We start from the raw sequence: 17,657 nt of genomic DNA, 5'->3' as shown, positions 1-17,657 counted from the left end.
TAAACTGCTTTCTAAGTAAAATAACCGATTAGAGAGTGAACTGCCTGGACTTCATTGTTTACTTTAGTGTCCAGTCTGAAATTCTTTGGAAGATACAGTTCGGTAACGCTGTTCGTTGCAAACCCGTATCTTGTCCCTTTGTGCAAGGTTTCTCTGACTGGGATTTCTATAGCAATCGGCGCAAAACTCTGCTTGAGTCTATGGAGAACTTTTATTTTATTGTTATGGGTATCTACAAACAAAAGTTCTGCACGTTCATTTAAATCATAAAAGAGCTTTGATTTTTTTGATGTTCTTGCCCCCCTTGTAGTTTTGGCATTCTCAAGACGTCCGCTTAAAGGGATCCGCAATATACCGACATTTCTGTAATCTGATTCTATAACTATTCTGTAGGCATACTCACCGCTTTCAAGTGTATCTATAGATTTTACAGTGCCGTCAACAGGAGAGACTACGGCTTTGTCATCCAAAAAAGTATTCTCTCTTTCCGGATTTCTGAAACTGTACATAAAAAACAGTGCAAGAACAAAAGCAGAAAATGAAAAAAACTCTAAATCCAAAAGCCCAAATACCAGGGCGGCAAACAAGGCATAAAGAATATATTTATACCCGTTTTTGCTTATAATAAAAAGGTTATTTTTCATCACTTTTTCCGTCACTGTTCTCGGTGTCTGTCATGGTGGCATCTGCTTTTAGCTCTTCTTCAATACTCTCACTGTTTTCTACAACTTTAGACTCTATGCCATTTTCTTTTTCAAAATTTATAATAATTTCTCTGACTTCGTCCCCTGTAATATTCTCTTTTTTATAAAGCAGTGCAACCATTGCTTCAATCGCCCCACTGTACTCTTTTAAGCGGTTGACAACGGCTTTATAGTGCTCATCCAATGACTTTTTGATGTATTCATCCATCTCCTCTGCCATTCTTTCACTGTACTCACGTGTCGCCTGCTGCGGACCGCCCAAAAATGACTGACGGGATTTTTCAAGCACCATAAGTCCTGCAATATCACTCATCCCGTATGTCTGAACCATTGATTTTATAATGTCTGTGGCACGTTCCAAATCATTTCCCGCACCTGTAGAAATTTCACCGATAAATACTTCTTCGGCAGCACGCCCGCCAAGCAGAGTATCTACTTCTGCCCACAGTTCATGCATCTGCATCATATATTTGTTTTCTTCAGGCTTGTTCAGTGTATAGCCAAGTGCTGCCAAACCGCGAGGCACTATAGAGACTTTGGAAACTTTTTTTGCTCCGTCTGTTGTCTCTGCCATCAAAGCATGTCCGCTTTCATGGTAAGCAACAATTTTTTTCTCTTTAGGATTGATACGGCGAGATTTTTTAGCAAGTCCTGCCAAGGCACGCTCAACCGCTTCATACATATCTTTTTGTTTCACTGTTTTTTGACTTTTTCTTCCCGCAAGCAATGCTGCTTCATTGACTATGTTTGCCAGGTCTGCTCCCGCAAGTCCCGCTGTCAAACGGGCCAACTCTTCCAAATCCACATCTTTGTCTATTTTGACATTCTTTACATGTACTTTCAAAATTTTGACACGCCCTTCAAAATCCGGTTTGTCAACAAGCACCTGTCTGTCAAAACGGCCCGGACGCAACAGTGCCTGATCAAGAATTTCCGGCCTGTTGGTTGCAGCTAAAATTATGACAGGCGTATCTGTTCCAAAACCGTCCATCTCTGCCAAAAGCTGATTGAGTGTCTGTTCCCGTTCATCATTTCCGCCCATAACACCGCCGGCTGCACGGCTTTTACCGATAGCATCTATCTCATCTATAAATATAATACTCGGCGCATCTTTTTTGGCCTGTTCAAACAGATCTCTTACACGCGCAGCACCCACACCGACGAACATCTCTATAAAACTCGAACCGCTGACTGAGAAAAAAGGTACTTCCGCTTCTCCGGCAACAGCCTTTGCAAGCAGTGTTTTACCGGTTCCGGGACTTCCGACCAGCAAAACACCTTTTGGAATTTTTGCACCGATTTCCACATAACGACCGGGATATTTCAAGAAATCTACAATCTCCTGCACCTCTTCTTTCGCTTCTTCAACACCGGCTACATCATCAAACTTTGTATCCGGTTTTTCCGAATTGATCAGCTTTTTGGAATTTCCCATTCCAAGCAGTCCCCCACCCATACTTTTTTGCATACGGCCGGCAAAAAACATCCAGATGGCAATGATAATCAAAAATGGGAACAGCCAGCCAAACATCTCGGTAAACCAGTTTGTTTCACTGAAGCCTGTATAGTCGATTTTTTCTTTGTCCAAAAGCTTTATTAGTTCATTGTCCCCTTTGACAACTCTTGTTGTGTAGATTTTTGAACCGTCTGTTGATATGGCCCTGATATATGTCTGGCCTATTTCAACTTTTTTTACTGCTTTGGATTTCACAAGCGCTTTGAACTCTGAATAGTCAACCGGCTTAATTCTTGTTGTTGATGTTCCCATCACAGAACTGTTGCCGGCACCTTCTCCAACCATTACTTTAAACAACAAAATTACTACTACTGAAAATATTGCAAATGTTATCAGTGGATTTTGATTAAAAAAGTTGTTATTGTTGTTTTTGTTTTCGTTATCTGCCATTTTTATTTTTTCTCTCTTTTTAAAACTAATGTAACCCATTCGTCCTGGGCTATTCTTTGTGTTATTTTACAGTCTTTATAAGCATTGAGAACTTTTTCTTCATACTTATTCAGTATACCTGATAAAATCAAGATTCCGTCCTCTGCCATTGCTTTTTTCAGATCATTTGCAATAAAAGTCAACACATCTGCAACTATGTTTGCCACGACTATAGTGTACTTTTCATCCAAATTTGAAGCAGAACCTTCCCATATGGAGTGAAACTCCAAATTATTCAATTTTGCATTTTTTATAGAATTTTCAACCGATACAGGGTCCGTGTCACAAGCATCCACGACAGCTCCAAGCTTCATAGCTGCAATGCCCAGTATACCGCTGCCGCAGCCTACATCCAAAACTCTGTCATTCTTTTTCACATGTTGAGAAATTGCGCGCAAAGAAGAAGCAGTTGTCGGATGATGCCCTGTACCAAAAGCAAGCGCCGGATCTATTACTATGTTTATCAGGTTTGGATGATTGTCATTCCATGTAGGATGGATGTAAAATTTATCTATAACAAGGGGTTCTATACTGTTTTTATAAGATTCTACCCAGTCATTGTTTTGGAGTTTTTTTTGTGTACACTCTACGTCTACAGATTTGCCGAGTGCTTTTTGTAAGGCCTCTGCAAACTGCTCAATCCCCCACATTATAGTGTCGAGTTCTTCTTCACTTCTTATAATGAATCCGTTGTCTGTCTCTTCAAACCCGATCGGTAAAGTATCTGCCAAAAAATCTGCAAAGAGTTCATGATGTGAAGAGACTTTCACTACTAATTCGTAGTAATGCTCTTGCATTACTCAGATACACCCATCACGGCAGCAAGTTTTTCTTTTAAAACCTGAGGCGTAAACGGTTTTACAATATAATTGTTTACTCCGGCTTTAAGTGCTGTAATAACCTCTGCTTTTCCACCTTCAGTCGTAACCATAATGATAGGTGTATCTTTAAAGCGCTCATCCGCACGAACTTTTTTGACAAGCTCAAGCCCGTTCATCTCAGGCATATTCCAGTCTGTGATCAGCATATCAATATCAGGATTTGCGTCCATTTGCGCCCAGCCTTCAACACCGTCTGCACCTTCAAGTACATCTTTATAACCAAGTCGAGCCAATGTATTTTTTATAATACGGCGCATTGTAGAACTATCATCAACAACAAGTAATTTCAATTGAAATCCTTTACATAATATTTTGCATAATTTATATCTAATAATAGCAAAATTCTGTTTGTTTTGCTATTAATTTACCAATTTAAACATTTTGGCTAAATCCAACCTGCCCTCATAATAAGCTTTTCCTATGATAACACCATCCACTTCACCCGTGGCTATCAAAGCTTTTATATCCTCTTCATCTTTCACACCGCCGCTTGCAATTGTGCTTATTTTACCGGCTCTTGCGATATCAAGTGTAAAATCTACATTGACGCCGCTGAGTGTACCGTCTTTGCCGACATCTGTGCATATTATCGCCTCTACACCGGCATTTGCAAACTCTTTTGCCAGATCAGTCGCACGCATGGTACTGACTTCGCCCCAGCCTTCGACTGCCACATATCCGTCTATGGCATCTATGCCTACTGCGATGGGATATTTTGCCGCCATATCTCTTACAAACTGAGGATCTTTTACCGCAATAGAACCTAAAATAATCCTGTCAATTCCGATATCCAACATCTTTTGAATCGTTGCTTCATCACGAATACCACCGCCAAGTTCAAGTTTTACATCTGAGTTTTGACGAATTTTGATGATTTGTTCAAGATTTTTAGGCTCTCCCGCAAATGCACCGTTTAAATCAACCAGATGCACCCACTCCGCACCCATTTCTTCAAATTTTTTCACTAATTCATAAGGCTCGTTTGAGTAGATTTTCGCACTCTCCATCAAACCTTTTGTCAAACGGACTGCTTTGCCGTCTTTTAAATCTATTGCCGGATATAATGTCATATTTCTCTCTTCCTTTTCTCTTACAGTTGTATAAAATTTTCTAAAATTTTCAAACCGTTTTTATGGCTTTTTTCAGGATGGGGCTGTATTCCCATTATATTACCGTGAGCAACGGCAGAAGTAAATTTATAGCCATAATATGTTTCTCCGATAATGTCATTGGCATCTTTACATGCAACATGGTATGTATGTACAAAATACAGATAATGCTCATCATCCAGTCCTGCAAACAGAGGATGCTCTTTTGTAAACATTCTGTTCCAGCCCATATGCGGAACCTTCAAAGGTTCATTGAATTTTTTCGTATCAAACTTTACAACACTGCCTTTTATAAGCCCGAGCCCTTCATGTTTTCCAAACTCTTCGGAATTTTCAAACAAAAGCTGCATTCCGAGACAAATTCCAAGCATCGGTTTGTCACTCTTTGCAAATTCCTTTATGGACTCTACCATATTCCGTTCATGCAAATGCTGCATCGCATCACCAAAAGCACCGACACCGGGCAATATCAGCTTGTCATACTCTTTAAATTTATCAGGATTACTCTCAACTACTGTCTCTTGTCCAAGCTTGGCAAACGCATTTTTCACACTTGCCAAATTTCCCATGTTATAATCAATTATTGCTATCATTATTCATCTATCTTTAATTTTGTAAATTTGATATATATTGCCAAAGAGACTATCAGAATACCTACACCCGCAATAATATACATAGAATAGATCAGCTTGTTTGGATCCGTAATTGCAAACTTGAATACAAGCATTAATGCTTCAATGGAAAGTGCAATAATGATAGAACCCAAAAAGCGGACCATCGTTTTGTGCGGGCCTGCTATGTCATGTTCTTTATAGCGTCCTAATATCTCCTCTTCAATAAGGGTTTTGGAAAGATCAAAAATTGCCAAAGAGAGTGTAAGCAAAATTGTTGCTTCAAAAACATCTTTAATCTGAAAATGACCTATTGAAATTCCATATTCAAAAAAACTCTCTATCCCTTTTACGAAAAGCAAAAGTGCTATAGCCACCAAAGCAAATGCAAAAGCACCATAAGTCCACTTGAAAAATTCTCCAAAGAATATATCCATTTTATTGAGATGTGCAATTTTCAACACTTCTTCAAGCGGCATATCAATACATGCCACATACCTGAGCGAACCGTTTTCATCAAATATAGGCGCTGATGCCGTTACAGTCAAATCACCTGTAATGAGTGACGGATATGGATCGGTAATCGTACATCTGCCTTCTCTGACTGCACGATAGTAGTATGCACGGTCAGCACGAATCTTTCCTATATCATCATCTATCCGATCATCTTTTGTAAAAGTCGGACTTACCTGTACACCCTTGTGGTCAAGAAGATACACTCCCTCACAGTTTTCAAGATCTGCTTTTATTTTAAGCAGTCTCGGCATAATCATATCTTCACTTAAAGAAGGAAGTCTATTGGGAATATTCTTTGAAAAAAGGTAACAAAAATATGCTCTGGCTTTTGTTCTGCCTTCGGCAAAATGTTGAATATCTATAGGAACCATACAAGTCACTCCTTCTTAATTTATTTGAATTATATCAAAGATTTACTATTATTGGTATAATGTCATTGATGAAAAAAGATATTAAAAATATTGCTATTGTCAGGCTCTCCGCACTCGGAGATATAATCAACAGTGCAGTTGTATTGCAGTTTATCAAAAAAGAGTATCCTGATGCAAAAATAGACTGGATAAGTGAAGAGATTTTTTCAGATATTTTACAAAGCAACAAACACCTGCATACAGTTCACACTGTCAATCTAAAAAAACTCAAAAAGACAAAAAGCTTTTCCTTGCTACAAAAAACATTCGCTGAGCTCTCTATGCTGCCCGATTATGATATTATAATAGATATGCAAGGACTTTTAAAGTCAGCAGCAGTTGCCAGAATCATAGGGAAGAATACCCATGGTTTTGATAAAAATTCAATACGTGAATCTTTGGCCGCACTTTTTTATAAAACGACCTCCTCTGTCCCGTATGAAGAAAATGTTATAAAGCGCAACTGCTTTGTTGTTGCTGACGCTCTCGGATTTGAGATTACGGATGCTATGATTTTAAACAAAGAACCCGTTTTTTCACAAACAAAAGAATTTTCACTGCAACGCAAGAAAAAAAACATTGCCTTTGTGATAGGCGCTTCCTGGCCTTCAAAAATTTATCCAAAAGAGTCTGTTGCGGACATTTGCAATAGACTCCAGGAGCAGTGTTACCTTATTTGGGGCAATGCATCTGAAAAAGAGGATGCTGAGTGGATTGTGCAACACTCCAAGTATGCCGAACTGGCACCAAAACTCACACTGGTAGAACTTGTATCTTTTATATCGAGCATGGATCTGCTTATAGGAAATGACACCGGTCCGACACATCTGGCATGGGCGCAAAACATTCCCTCCATTACACTTTTGGGTCCGACTACCACGAGAATGATTTACGAAACGCCAAAAAATACAGCACTCAAATCACCCTCAAAGGTAAATATTCTTAAAATTAATAAAAATGACTTCTCCATTAAAGAAATTCGTCCTGAAGATGTCACACAAAAAGCAAAGGAGCTGTTAACTAATGGGCTATAATTTCCTCCTCGTCATTGAACATATTTTAATGCTAGTGCCGCATAAGGCACGCAAAGCATTTTTTACCTTTTTGGCCTTTATCGGCTACAAATCAGCAAAAAAATACCGTCGTATCGTCAGACAAAACCTCAACTATGCCTTTGACAACAGTATGAGTGACGAAGAAATTGACACCATCACACGCTACAGCTTTAAAAACCTGCTCTATAACTTTTTACACCTTATGGAAATTCGCCATTTGAGCAAAGAAGAAATTGCCAAGAGAATTACAGTAATAAATAAAAAAGAAATTGAGAGAATTCACAAAGAAGGCCGTGCCGTTATTTATGTGACTCCCCATTACTGCGCCTGGGAACTTGGTGCGGCAGGACTTGCTTTACATGTAGAACCCATTGCTCCTGTTTACAAAAAGCTCAAAAACAGAATCTATGAAAAATGGCTGCTCGATGCAAGAGCAAGATTTGGCAACACCAATCTTGAGAAAACAAATGTTGTCAAACCTCTTATACGCCTTATAAAACAGGGAAAAGCCAGCGGGATTTTAATAGATACCAATATCAATGAGAAAGAGGGTGTTATGGTGAATTTTTTAGGCAAACCGCTGCGTATGACGGCAACACCTGCTTATTTGGCACGCAAATTCAATGCCGCCATAGTGCCCGTACACATAAGAACTGATGATGAAGAAAATTACACAATAATTATAGCTGATGAGATAAAAATTGATAAAACAGAGAATGAAAAAGAAGATATACAAAAAGCAACACAGCTCCAAGCCGACTGGCTCACTTCCATCATCAAAAAAGAGCCAAAGTTTTGGTTTTGGCTCCATCGTCGATGGAAAAACGACAAACCCGAAATTTATACCTGATTTTTTGTTTCACACTCTTGCGTTCTGGCTTCAAAAAGTTTTAAAATTGCAAGAAAAAAAGCTGTTATTGCAGGCCCTAAAATCATTCCCCAAAATCCGAAAGTTGTCAGCCCTGCAATAATTGCAAAGAAAATAACAAGTTCGTTGAGCTGTGCATCACTCTCTTTGAGCAGTCGATTGTTTATCTCCTTAATTATCAAAGGCTTCACAAAAGTATCTGCTATAATTGAAATCACAATAATTGAATAGAGTGCTATAAAAACAGCATTTGCATTATGTCCTACCGAAAATTCATAAATCATAAACGGAAGCCACATTAAAATTCCTCCTATAACAGGAAGTAAAGAAGCAAATCCGTACATAATGCCAAAGAGCAGGCCATTATAGCCCATAAAAGAGACTGCTATACCAAAGAGTGCACCTTCAAACATTGCCGTAGCGATGATGGAATAAAAAACAACACTCATAACAACGGAGAGTTCCCGTGCAAGTAAAGTACTGTCTTCAACAGACATCTGGACAACACGTTTGAGAAACTCTACAATTGTAGAACCGTTATACAAAGCAAAAAAGTAAAAAACAATGACCAAAAAAGCATTTTTTACAAAACCTGCACTGAATGTTCCAATTTTTGCAGCTACATGTAAAGCATTTGTAGTCAAACTGTTGATATCTATTCCTTTTAAAGAATCTGCAAGATAAGGTTTTAAAAAGAGCAGAAATTTCGGTGGATTGGTAATCAGCCCGTTTATATAGAGTTCTATATTTTGCAAACTGCTCGGCTCCAAATTGTTCAGCTTGATTGTGAGTGTTGCCAAAAAGTAACCAAGCGGTGCAAAAAAGAGCATGGCAAGCAGTAGACTTGATACAAATGCCGCCAACAAACGAGAGGAAAACAACTCTTCAAAATAGTTATTGATCGTAGCCGTAGAAATTGCCAATAAAGCGGCAATAGTCATCACAAGCAAAAAAGGTTCATACAGAAGATACATCCAGTACAAAGATGTAGCAAACAAAACAGCTATAAAATATTGTGATTTCATCTAAAAAAGTGTCCCGTCTTCATTTACACATGACATATTTAAGACATCGTAGGTTGCGGGTGTTGCCCGTCTGCCCTTTGCTGTCCGTTCCAAATAACCGTTTGCAAGCAGATACGGTTCCAAAACATCTTCTACCGTTCCCTCATCTTCACTCAAGGCTGCCGCGATAGTGCTCAGCCCCATTGCACGTCCTTTGGCACTTGCTAAAAGCGTCAGCAGACGCAGATCCATTTCATCAAAACCGTGTGAATTGATGCCCAGTTCATCCAATGCATATCGGGTACGCTGATGGTTTATATTTTTTTCATCGGCAACTTCCGCAAAATCTCTCACGCGACGCAACAGACGCAGGGCAATACGTGGTGTTCCACGACTTCTTTTTGCAATCTCCAGAGCCGCTTCATGAATGATTTGGCATTCGAGCTTATTCGATGCCTGCACAATGATTTTTGCCAGTTCTTCCTGATTGTAAAAATTCATGCGAAAACTCATCCCAAACCTGTCTCTTAATGGATTTGAAAGCATTCCCGCCCGTGTTGTCGCTCCTATAAGCGTAAATCGAGGCAAATCAATCTTGACCGTCTGTGCAGCAGGACCACTGCCGATGATAATATCTATTCTATAGTCTTCCATAGAAGAGTATAGAATTTCTTCAACGGCAGGAGAGAGCCTGTGTATTTCATCGATAAAGAGAATGTCCCCCTCTTCCAGGTTTGTCAGAATTGCTGCTAAATCACCGCTTTTTTCTATCATCGGTGCGGCTGTTACTTTAATATTTGCATTCATTTCATTGGCGATAATCAAGGCTAAAGTTGTTTTACCAAGTCCAGGAGGTCCGTAGAACAAAACATGATCAAGTGCTTCGTCTCTTTTTTTTGAAGCTTCTATAAAAACAGCAAGATTCTTTTTAATCTGTTCCTGCCCTATATATTCACTCCAGGCATCAGGACGTAATGTAACTTCGCTGCTCTCTTCTTCAAGAGAAAAAGTTTCAATATCTACAACTCTTTCCATTAGTATATATGTTCCTCTGTCGGAAATTTACGATTCACAACCTCATCCGCATACTCTTGCAAAGCTTTCTTAACCAGAGTAGCCCCCTCAAGATATTTTTTTACAAATTTTGGAGTAAATTCTTCAAAAAATCCCAACATATCAGAAAATACCAAAACCTGGCCGTCTACATCAGCACCTGCACCTATTCCTATAACCGGTATCGTCACACTCTGTGCAACCTCTTTTGCAACCTCGGCTTTTGTTCCTTCTATCACCATACAAAAGGCACCTGCTTCTTCAACTGCCTTGGCATCTTTGAGGAGTTGTTCTCTTTCATCAGCACTTTTCCCTTTGACTTTGTATCCGCCTTCACTTCTTACCGACTGTGGCAAAAGTCCTATATGTCCACATACTGCAATGCCGTTCTCTGTCAAATGTTGAATAATCTCTGCTTTGTCTGTTCCGCCTTCTATCTTCACAGAGTCTGCCGGTGTCTTTTGAAAAACTTTTATAGCATTATGTAAAGCATCTTCTTTACATGTATAGGTTCCAAAAGGCATATCACAAATCACAAAACTGTTTGGTGCCCCTTTACAAACGGCATTTGTGTGATAAATCATTTGTTCCAATGTGGTACTGATTGTATCATTGCGGCCTGCAAAGCTCATATTTAAACTGTCACCAACCAAAATCATATCTGCACTTGGTTCGAGCAGTTTTGCAAAGAGTGCGTCATAGGCCGTTATCATTACCAAAGGCTTTTCACCCTTTCTTTTTTTTATAGCTGTTATCGTTAATTTTTTACTCATTTTAAAACTCTTTATTATATTATATAGATGTATTTTAGCCAAAAATTGCTATAATCTGAACTATACAGGAGAATTATTTTATGGGTATAAGAAGTGATTTAGAAGAAAACTTTGATTTTGAAATTATTGATGAGTTTTTGGATCACTATGCTATGATGGTTGAGAGCATGGAAGTTATGATTCTTGACCTTTCAAAACCCAATATGTACGAAAGAAGTGTCAATGAACTTTTTCGTGTATTTCATAATATAAAATCAGCAAGCGGTTATTTGAAAATCATACCAATGAATAAACTGGCTGCTTTTGTTGAAGATGAGCTTGAATCTTTACGTCAAAAAAAACCGCCTGTCAGTGATGAAACAACAGACTGGCTGTTAAATATCAGTGATATGTTTGCTGTTTGGAATGACGACTTGAGACAGAACAACAAACTCAGTAAAATAAAATACTCCTTATTAAAAATCCCTGACTTGGAAAAATAATTTGAAAAACTTAGTAGCATACATAACATCCGGCTATCCGGAAAAATCTTTTACAGTTGACTTGAGTCTCGCCCTTGCACAAAGCGGTGTCGACACTTTGGAACTCGGTGTTCCTTTTTCAGACCCTGTAGCTGATGGTCCTCTCATAGAAAAAGCAAATCACAAATCACTTGAACTTGGATTTAAATTTAAAGATTTGCTTGAAATTTCCAAAGAGATTGCCCCTCAGGTAGATACACTCTGGATGGGTTATTTCAACAGTTTTTACCAGCAAAACATGCAAAATCTCATTCCTTTGGCAAAAGAACTTGGCATAAACGGACTGATTATTCCGGATGTTCCCCATGAAGAGGCGTTGACATACAAAGATTTATTTCAAAGCAACGGTATTGCAAACATCTCTTTTGTTGCACCTACAGACAGCGAAGAGAGGATACAGACTGTTGTCAGCGATGCGCAAAAGTTCATCTATATGGTTGCTTACACCGGTATTACAGGCTCAGGTACGGCAGAAGATCTGCAGCCTTTTTTGCACTCTATCAAAAAATACACCAAAACACCCGTATATGTAGGTTTCGGTGTAAACGAAAAAACAGCAAAAGAAAAAGTGCAAGGTGCTGACGGGGTCATAGTCGGGAGTGCTTTTGTAAAAATTTTACTCAATAATGATATAAACTATATGCAAAAAATCACTCAATGCTGTGAACTTGCAAAAGTGATTAAAGATAAAATCAACACTTAGGGCTTTATTTCAAAAAGCACCAAAAGTGTTTTTTGCAGCATATTCTCATTGTCATCACTGACCATCAAATATTTGTTTGCATACATATGTGTCAAGCCTTCAAAATTATCCAGTCTCCAGCCGTCTGCAGAGTCGAGTTTAGCTAAAACTTCACTTTTGCACACTCTGGACTCACTGCATGTATCTAAGTATACTTTCATCAAAGCAGTTACCCGTCTGCGTGTCAAATAACTAAAATCACGCAGCAGTACCAAAACAGTATTTTCTGAAAAAAACTCCATGCCTACTATACTGCCACCAGCACTGAATTTAAATATTTGATCTTTCGTATAAAGTGTATGATATTTTACATCTGTATTTTTCAGCGGCAGTTCCGGTGCCGTCACAACACCATATTTGTCATTACATGTAACGGCTTCGAGCCCTTTGTTTTTGCTGGCATAATTGTCTTTATTTTGTAAATCCTGATGTAATTTTACTTTTTTTATTTTAACGCCGTTTTTGCTATACAGACAAATTCGCTGTTTACGCTCAAAGGAAATCAACAAATTATTCTTACAAAGAGCCAACCCTTCGGCATCTCTCTTTTTCTTTTTTAACGTCTGCCCTTTTTTATTTTTCAAAACATAGGCATCCAGATATTGCAAACTGCTGATTTTATTTTTGTCAATATTTATGAAAAACTTATATAAATATCCCTGATCGCTCACAAAATATACAACCCCGTCTTCATAAACAAGGTCTGAAATTTCATGAAAAGGAATCCCTTTTTTCTTTTTAAAAAGCAGCACTTTTGCATCAAGTATTTTTATTTTTTGTTTTGTTACATGTAAAGTATTGTCTGGAGTAATTTTATACGCAGTAATTTGTGCATGAAGTTGTAAAAAAAACAATAAAGCAAAGAAAAAGTATTTCAAAAGTTTTGCCTTTTTTTGGTCTCCCTACGTGGACTCGAACCACGAGCTATCCCTTAGGAGGGGACTGCTTTATCCAGTTAAGCGATAAGGAGAAGAAACAGTATTTTTTTATGTGAGCAGAAAGATTCTGCTCACAGATACTGTCTGAATGTTTTAAAAAGTATAACTGACACCGGCAAAAATGTTATTTCCGCGCGGACCGTCTATTAAAGAGCCTTCATACTCTCCTATGAGTGCCCAATGCGAAGAGAGACCGTATTCCATTCCGGCAGCATAGGTAAATCCGTCATTGGTTCCGTCAATACCAAAAGCACTGATTTTTTCTTTCTCAATTTCCCATCCTGCTTTTCCAAAAAGAACAATTTCCTCATTTACATGGTATCCGTACAGCAAATCTATACCGTAACTGTAATAATCTGCTCCCGCACTTACATCTGCCTCACCGACAACAGATTTTGTAACCGTAGTATGTGTGTATGAAAAATCAAATTCTGTAGCAAAACCATAGCCCAGTCTATATCCCAAATCAATTCCGAAACCCTGTCCGGTGTCACCTTTTAAAATCGCTTCAGGTTCTGTGCCTTTTGCTTCTTCCGTATAATTGTCACCTAAACTCAACAGTCCTTTGGCAACGATATAAAGGTTTCCTTCTTCATGGTGTTTTGCCTCAATATGTGCGCGAGAAGCATCCGCTTCCTCAGGAACTTCGCCGGCAAAGAGTGTTGTTGAAAGCAGAAGCATTCCACTCAGACATAAAAGATTTCGTATTTTCATTGTTTCTCCTTAGAATTATAAACGTATTGTAATCTTTTTTTATAGAAATAAAGCTTATCCGCCAAGTTGATATGGATACATTACGAAAATCAATGCAAAAACAAGGTCACTCCAAACAGATTCTTAACGGATGCAGTCTAAGAAGCATTAAAGATGCTTTATTAGAAATTCCTGATGCTTGGCAAGGATTAATTTTCAAATTAATAACTTGGAGAATATACCCACCCCCCTACCATGACCAGCAATAAAATTAAATACCTTATCATAGAGCTTCATTAGGGCAATTCCTTCTTATCTTTTCCAGAAAAAGATATAGTTTTTTCTGGGTTTAATCTTACTCATATCACCATTAGACAAAATATGACCAAAAATAAGGTTATAATTTTCTAAAACAATTTGAAGGTGTGTTATGACAACCAATCAAACAGCGAGAGTTTTAGAACTTTTAAAAAGATTTAACAGTGGAGAAAAAGTTTGTATTGATGTTTTACAAAACGATGCAATGTGGTTTGGAAAAAGTGAAAAAACAATCCGTAGAGATCTTGATGTAATCAAAGAGTATTTTCCTGAGAGTTTTGATCTTATTCGCGGTGGCAAGGGTGAAAAGGGATGTTATAAAGCGATAACAAAAGAGATCTTTAACAACTTTTTAGACCAAGACACCTTAGCTTTAATGGTACAGACGTTTAATATTGCACAAAGAAACAATATTTTAGAGAGTTTAAATATAGATGAGAATGATAAGAAAATTATCAATACAAAAATCCAAAAATCAAAAGAGTGTTATGAATTTGTCACAAAACCTTTTGAAACAAAGAAACAGGATGTCAAGCTTCTGCGTGAGATGGAGAGAGCAATCACATACAAGCAATATATCACCATCACACAACAAGAAGCAAAAGGAGAGAGCAGTTATGAACTCAAACCTTATAAAATTCTCTTTATCAATGAAAACTTTTATCTTGTGGGTGAGAATGCAAATGAGGCATATCCTTTTAGTATTTTTAGAGTTACAAACATTACAGATATTGTGCTTCATAAAAAAACATTTCATCATAATCCGGATATAGTTGACTTTGTAAAAACCATACAAACCCCCTACCCCAAATATACGCCATCTTTTAGAAAACACCTTATAGAGGTAGTGGTAGAAGTAAGCCCAAAGAAAGCAAAATATTTCAAGATGAAACAATTTTTACCTTCTCAAAAGATTATAGAGCAAAAGAATGATGGAAGTGTATTGTTCTCATTTACGGTAACACAGGAGATGGAGATAGAAGATCTTGTAAAAAAGTGGATTCCACATATGAAAGTTGTTTCACCTGATTCTTTGAGAGAGAAGATTGAAACTGATGTAAGAGCATATTTGCTATAATACTTCAAAGGAAATCGTATGAATGTTTTACACAGGCAACTTCAAAAAGTCAAAAAACACTATGATGCACTCAAAGAGTATAAAGAGTTTATTGAAACAATGAAATTTGATTTTTCTAAGGAGCAGTTTTTTTATCTGAATACTCCTCAAAAAGCTGTTTTAGAGGCATATTTAAAACGGTTTTCTGCCCTGCAAGACTATCTTGGAGCAAAAGTTTTTTCAAGTTTACTTGATAGTGCAGGTATTAGTTATTCTAAAATGAGTGAGGTATTGACACTCGTTGAAAAAGAGGAGATTATCTCTTTAGACAGATGGATAGAGTTTAGAAATGTCAGAAATGATTTAGAACATGATTATCCAGATGAACTTCAAGAGGCTTTAAATGATCTGAAATATTGTGTAGAGCAATTTGTGTTTTTAGAAGATGTTGTTTTTAAAGTTTTTGCCTTTATAAGGAGATATGATGCGAGTATCGAACTACCTCAAAAATGAGTTTCAAAAAGCTTCACAAGAGGCTTTTGGAGTATGTAAACTCATACTTTTTGGAAGCAGAATAGATGATGCAAAAGCAGGAGGTGATTTTGATATAGCAGTTGATGCAAACATCTCAAAAGATGGTTTTAAAAAAGCGAAAGTGCAATTTTTTAAATACCTTTTGCTTAAAGATTTAGATTTGCCAATTGATTTGATACATCTTAATAGTGCAAGTGAACTTTTAAAAGAGGAAATTAGAAAAAAAGGTATCTTGCTTTCATAAATTTTTTGCTCAAGACTATAACAAATATATCTTATAGACATAGTATGCCTATTTTTCCTGTTACAATCTCCTCATTATACAAATAAGGAAAAACAAACATGCTAAATTATCTTGCTCAACACACTATTTTAGAATTAGAGTTCCCTGTATCACAAAAATCTTAGGTATACTTGGACTGACATATAAAGAAGATCAAGCTATTGATATTACTCAATTTGGTATTGACATAAAAGCAACAGAAATTTTAGACCTGCACTCTTATGCAGGTGGTGGTGCTGGTTTTCCAGCTCCAAAAAAAGTTTTTGAAGTAACTATTCAAGAATATGGCAATGAGATTACAAAATATTTGCAAAGTGTAAATGAACAAAACATTGTTTTTATGAAAAATATCAATCTTGTAATGAGAGCATATATACAAACAACATCGTATTTCAGCAATAAAAACAACTTTCTTGACAATATCTGTCCATAGTAAAGAATACTATATCATCGTAAACAAATAGAAAAATCAGAATGTACAAAAAAATCATATTGGTGGGAAATCGCACAAGAGATATAGAGATAAGATATTTTCAAAGGTTCTAAGATATGGATATGGATGATGAAAATCCATTTTAAGCTATAAATACGAACAAAATTTAAAAAAGGATTTTCACTATGCAAAAAAATATATTCGTTCTACTTTTACTCTTGGCTTCTATTATTAGCGCAAGAGAGAATGTAACTGTTACAAAAGTGATACCACTCACACTTGATGCCTCACTGCAAAAACAACTACAATCTCTCACACAATCTATGAAAAAGAGGTTTCAGGCAAAGGCTGTTGCAGTAGCTGTTATGGATTCAAAAACAGGAAAGATTCTTAGTCTGGCTGATTCTAACAGTAATGTAGTGAAAGATTTTCCAAAAAACCGCATAGCAAATCTCACATATGAACCTGGGTTTGTTATGGCACCGGTTGTATTTTCTTTAGCATTAGAGAAAAAACTTATTACTCCAGATGATCTTATTAATGGACACCAAGGGCGTTATCAGGTTAAAGGAAGAACTATAACTGACCATCATCCATTTGATTGGCTGAGTGCTGCAAATGTAGTGATATACTCTTCAAATATAGGTATAGTACAGATAGCACAGAAGTTGCCCGCACAAGATTATTACGACGGGCTTGTAAAATTTGGTTTTACACAACATACAGTAGATGGCTTGAGTGTTGAAAACGGTGGTTTTATTCCTGATAGTAAGCGTTTGAAATATGAAATCTATAAAGCGACTACCAGTTATGGATATGGAGTAAAAGTTAATCTTCTGCAACTCCTGCAAGCCTACAATGTTTTTAACAATGATGGCATACTCATAAAACCTAGAATAGTTGCCAATAGCGCAGCACAAAAACCTCAAAAAGTGATAGATACCAAAACTGCCAATGCAATAAAGAAGATTTTGATAGAGACAGTAGAAAAAGGTACAGGTAAAAATGCAAAGGCGCAAGGCTTAGAGATAGGCGGAAAGACTGGTACTGCTCATGTTGCGAAAAATGGGCGATACATCAAAGAGTACAATTCCTGACTTCCGCGATAACTTTTTAAATAAAACTTAACCTCGTAAAATAGGTACTTTCAGAGGATAAAAAGGCACGATTTGTGTGCCTCGGGAATATATTCATAGAATTTGTTATCAT

20 protein-coding genes and 1 tRNA gene are annotated in these 17,657 nt (G+C 37.3%); 8 read left to right on the top strand and 13 right to left on the bottom strand.

Annotated elements, in window-relative coordinates; genetic code table 11:
- Positions 1-11: 11 nt before the first annotated feature.
- The 7 genes from MNY28_RS10800 to MNY28_RS10770 form a co-directional block, all read right to left on the bottom strand.
- Positions 12-644: a phosphatidylserine decarboxylase gene (locus MNY28_RS10800; protein WP_346389845.1), complete on the bottom strand. Its 633-nt coding sequence runs from the start codon at positions 642-644 to the stop codon at positions 12-14.
- Positions 634-2,610: an ATP-dependent zinc metalloprotease FtsH gene (ftsH, locus tag MNY28_RS10795; protein ID WP_346389844.1), complete on the bottom strand. Its 1,977-nt coding sequence runs from the start codon at positions 2,608-2,610 to the stop codon at positions 634-636. The genes MNY28_RS10800 and ftsH overlap by 11 nt, the downstream gene beginning before the upstream one ends.
- 2 nt (positions 2,611-2,612) lie before the next feature.
- Positions 2,613-3,446 carry a 50S ribosomal protein L11 methyltransferase gene (locus tag MNY28_RS10790; RefSeq protein ID WP_151899729.1) on the bottom strand — a complete coding sequence of 278 codons (834 nt, stop codon included), beginning with the start codon at positions 3,444-3,446 and terminating at the stop codon, positions 2,613-2,615.
- Entirely contained in the window at positions 3,446-3,820 is a 375-nt protein-coding gene (locus MNY28_RS10785) for a chemotaxis response regulator CheY (protein ID WP_151899728.1), read from the bottom strand. Before MNY28_RS10785 ends, MNY28_RS10790 begins: the two co-directional genes overlap by 1 nt.
- Positions 3,821-3,889: 69 nt before the next feature.
- Complete coding sequence (gene hisA, locus MNY28_RS10780; protein ID WP_151899727.1) at positions 3,890-4,600, bottom strand: 1-(5-phosphoribosyl)-5-[(5-phosphoribosylamino)methylideneamino]imidazole-4-carboxamide isomerase; 711 nt, start codon at positions 4,598-4,600, stop codon at positions 3,890-3,892.
- Positions 4,601-4,620: 20 nt separating this feature from the next.
- Positions 4,621-5,232, bottom strand: coding sequence for an imidazole glycerol phosphate synthase subunit HisH (hisH, locus tag MNY28_RS10775; RefSeq protein ID WP_151899726.1), 612 nt, complete (start codon positions 5,230-5,232; stop codon positions 4,621-4,623).
- Entirely contained in the window at positions 5,232-6,137 is a 906-nt protein-coding gene (locus tag MNY28_RS10770; protein ID WP_151899725.1) for a PDC sensor domain-containing protein, read from the bottom strand. The genes hisH and MNY28_RS10770 overlap by 1 nt, the downstream gene beginning before the upstream one ends.
- Positions 6,138-6,205: 68 nt before the next feature.
- On the opposite strand from MNY28_RS10770, the gene waaC reads away from it, so the two are divergent.
- Entirely contained in the window at positions 6,206-7,210 is a 1,005-nt protein-coding gene (gene waaC, locus MNY28_RS10765; protein WP_346389843.1) for a lipopolysaccharide heptosyltransferase I, read from the top strand.
- Positions 7,200-8,081: a lipid A biosynthesis lauroyl acyltransferase gene (locus tag MNY28_RS10760; protein ID WP_346389842.1), complete on the top strand. Its 882-nt coding sequence runs from the start codon at positions 7,200-7,202 to the stop codon at positions 8,079-8,081. Before waaC ends, MNY28_RS10760 begins: the two co-directional genes overlap by 11 nt.
- On the opposite strand, the gene MNY28_RS10755 is transcribed toward MNY28_RS10760, so the two are convergent.
- From MNY28_RS10755 to panB, 3 genes are read right to left on the bottom strand one after another with little or no spacing between them, the layout of a single operon-like run.
- Positions 8,072-9,124, bottom strand: coding sequence for an AI-2E family transporter (locus MNY28_RS10755; protein WP_346389841.1), 1,053 nt, complete (start codon positions 9,122-9,124; stop codon positions 8,072-8,074). The two genes, MNY28_RS10760 and MNY28_RS10755, sit on opposite strands and share 10 nt — an antisense overlap.
- Entirely contained in the window at positions 9,125-10,138 is a 1,014-nt protein-coding gene (ruvB, locus tag MNY28_RS10750) for a Holliday junction branch migration DNA helicase RuvB (protein WP_151899721.1), read from the bottom strand.
- Positions 10,138-10,929, bottom strand: a complete 792-nt coding sequence (panB, locus tag MNY28_RS10745) for a 3-methyl-2-oxobutanoate hydroxymethyltransferase (RefSeq protein WP_346389840.1) — start codon at positions 10,927-10,929, stop codon at positions 10,138-10,140. The genes ruvB and panB overlap by 1 nt, the downstream gene beginning before the upstream one ends.
- An 80-nt stretch (positions 10,930-11,009) precedes the next feature.
- Between panB and MNY28_RS10740 the strand changes: the two genes are divergently transcribed.
- Together MNY28_RS10740 and trpA are read left to right on the top strand one after the other, a co-directional pair.
- Positions 11,010-11,411, top strand: coding sequence for an Hpt domain-containing protein (locus tag MNY28_RS10740; RefSeq protein ID WP_193150401.1), 402 nt, complete (start codon positions 11,010-11,012; stop codon positions 11,409-11,411).
- 1 nt (position 11,412) lies between these two features.
- Entirely contained in the window at positions 11,413-12,153 is a 741-nt protein-coding gene (gene trpA / locus MNY28_RS10735) for a tryptophan synthase subunit alpha (RefSeq protein WP_346389839.1), read from the top strand.
- Here trpA and MNY28_RS10730 read toward each other — a convergent pair.
- The 3 genes from MNY28_RS10730 to MNY28_RS10720 all read right to left on the bottom strand — a co-directional run bounded on the left by MNY28_RS10730 (position 12,150) and on the right by MNY28_RS10720 (position 13,844).
- Complete coding sequence (locus MNY28_RS10730; protein ID WP_346389838.1) at positions 12,150-13,070, bottom strand: esterase-like activity of phytase family protein; 921 nt, start codon at positions 13,068-13,070, stop codon at positions 12,150-12,152. The genes trpA and MNY28_RS10730 overlap by 4 nt on opposite strands.
- Positions 13,071-13,086: 16 nt before the next feature.
- Positions 13,087-13,162, bottom strand: a tRNA-Arg gene (locus MNY28_RS10725).
- Positions 13,163-13,223: 61 nt separating this feature from the next.
- A complete protein-coding gene (locus tag MNY28_RS10720; RefSeq protein WP_346389837.1) occupies positions 13,224-13,844 on the bottom strand; it encodes a porin family protein in 621 nt (206 codons plus the stop codon).
- A gap of 409 nt (positions 13,845-14,253) precedes the next feature.
- Between MNY28_RS10720 and MNY28_RS10715 the strand changes: the two genes are divergently transcribed.
- The 4 genes from MNY28_RS10715 to MNY28_RS10700 all read left to right on the top strand — a co-directional run bounded on the left by MNY28_RS10715 (position 14,254) and on the right by MNY28_RS10700 (position 17,545).
- Positions 14,254-15,219: a WYL domain-containing protein gene (locus tag MNY28_RS10715; RefSeq protein WP_346389836.1), complete on the top strand. Its 966-nt coding sequence runs from the start codon at positions 14,254-14,256 to the stop codon at positions 15,217-15,219.
- A gap of 18 nt (positions 15,220-15,237) precedes the next feature.
- Positions 15,238-15,711, top strand: a complete 474-nt coding sequence (locus MNY28_RS10710; RefSeq protein WP_346389835.1) for a hypothetical protein — start codon at positions 15,238-15,240, stop codon at positions 15,709-15,711.
- Entirely contained in the window at positions 15,680-15,976 is a 297-nt protein-coding gene (locus MNY28_RS10705) for a nucleotidyltransferase domain-containing protein (RefSeq protein WP_346389834.1), read from the top strand. The genes MNY28_RS10710 and MNY28_RS10705 overlap by 32 nt, the downstream gene beginning before the upstream one ends.
- Before the next feature lie 657 nt (positions 15,977-16,633).
- Complete coding sequence (locus MNY28_RS10700; protein WP_346389833.1) at positions 16,634-17,545, top strand: penicillin-binding transpeptidase domain-containing protein; 912 nt, start codon at positions 16,634-16,636, stop codon at positions 17,543-17,545.
- Positions 17,546-17,657 lie beyond the last annotated feature (112 nt).

This window comes from Sulfurimonas sp. NWX367 (assembly GCF_039667065.1).
Classification (GTDB): domain Bacteria; phylum Campylobacterota; class Campylobacteria; order Campylobacterales; family Sulfurimonadaceae; genus Sulfurimonas; species Sulfurimonas hydrogeniphila.
The sequence above is the reverse complement of the archived record's forward strand: the minus strand, read 5'-3'. Positions and strand labels throughout refer to the sequence as shown.

Bases quoted from the DNA above. Each gene is read 5' to 3' on its own strand.
- MNY28_RS10800 (WP_346389845.1), bottom strand. From the start codon at position 644: ATGAAAAATAACCTTTTTATTATAAGCAAAAACGGGTATAAATATATT.
- ftsH (WP_346389844.1), bottom strand. From the start codon at position 2,610: ATGGCAGATAACGAAAACAAAAACAACAATAACAACTTTTTTAATCAA.
- MNY28_RS10790 (WP_151899729.1), bottom strand. From the start codon at position 3,446: ATGCAAGAGCATTACTACGAATTAGTAGTGAAAGTCTCTTCACATCAT.
- hisA (WP_151899727.1), bottom strand. From the start codon at position 4,600: ATGACATTATATCCGGCAATAGATTTAAAAGACGGCAAAGCAGTCCGT.
- hisH (WP_151899726.1), bottom strand. From the start codon at position 5,232: ATGATAGCAATAATTGATTATAACATGGGAAATTTGGCAAGTGTGAAA.
- MNY28_RS10770 (WP_151899725.1), bottom strand. From the start codon at position 6,137: ATGGTTCCTATAGATATTCAACATTTTGCCGAAGGCAGAACAAAAGCC.
- waaC (WP_346389843.1), top strand. From the start codon at position 6,206: ATGAAAAAAGATATTAAAAATATTGCTATTGTCAGGCTCTCCGCACTC.
- MNY28_RS10760 (WP_346389842.1), top strand. From the start codon at position 7,200: ATGGGCTATAATTTCCTCCTCGTCATTGAACATATTTTAATGCTAGTG.
- MNY28_RS10755 (WP_346389841.1), bottom strand. From the start codon at position 9,124: ATGAAATCACAATATTTTATAGCTGTTTTGTTTGCTACATCTTTGTAC.
- ruvB (WP_151899721.1), bottom strand. From the start codon at position 10,138: ATGGAAAGAGTTGTAGATATTGAAACTTTTTCTCTTGAAGAAGAGAGC.
- panB (WP_346389840.1), bottom strand. From the start codon at position 10,929: ATGAGTAAAAAATTAACGATAACAGCTATAAAAAAAAGAAAGGGTGAA.
- MNY28_RS10740 (WP_193150401.1), top strand. From the start codon at position 11,010: ATGGGTATAAGAAGTGATTTAGAAGAAAACTTTGATTTTGAAATTATT.
- MNY28_RS10720 (WP_346389837.1), bottom strand. From the start codon at position 13,844: ATGAAAATACGAAATCTTTTATGTCTGAGTGGAATGCTTCTGCTTTCA.
- MNY28_RS10715 (WP_346389836.1), top strand. From the start codon at position 14,254: ATGACAACCAATCAAACAGCGAGAGTTTTAGAACTTTTAAAAAGATTT.
- MNY28_RS10710 (WP_346389835.1), top strand. From the start codon at position 15,238: ATGAATGTTTTACACAGGCAACTTCAAAAAGTCAAAAAACACTATGAT.
- MNY28_RS10705 (WP_346389834.1), top strand. From the start codon at position 15,680: ATGATGCGAGTATCGAACTACCTCAAAAATGAGTTTCAAAAAGCTTCA.
- MNY28_RS10700 (WP_346389833.1), top strand. From the start codon at position 16,634: ATGCAAAAAAATATATTCGTTCTACTTTTACTCTTGGCTTCTATTATT.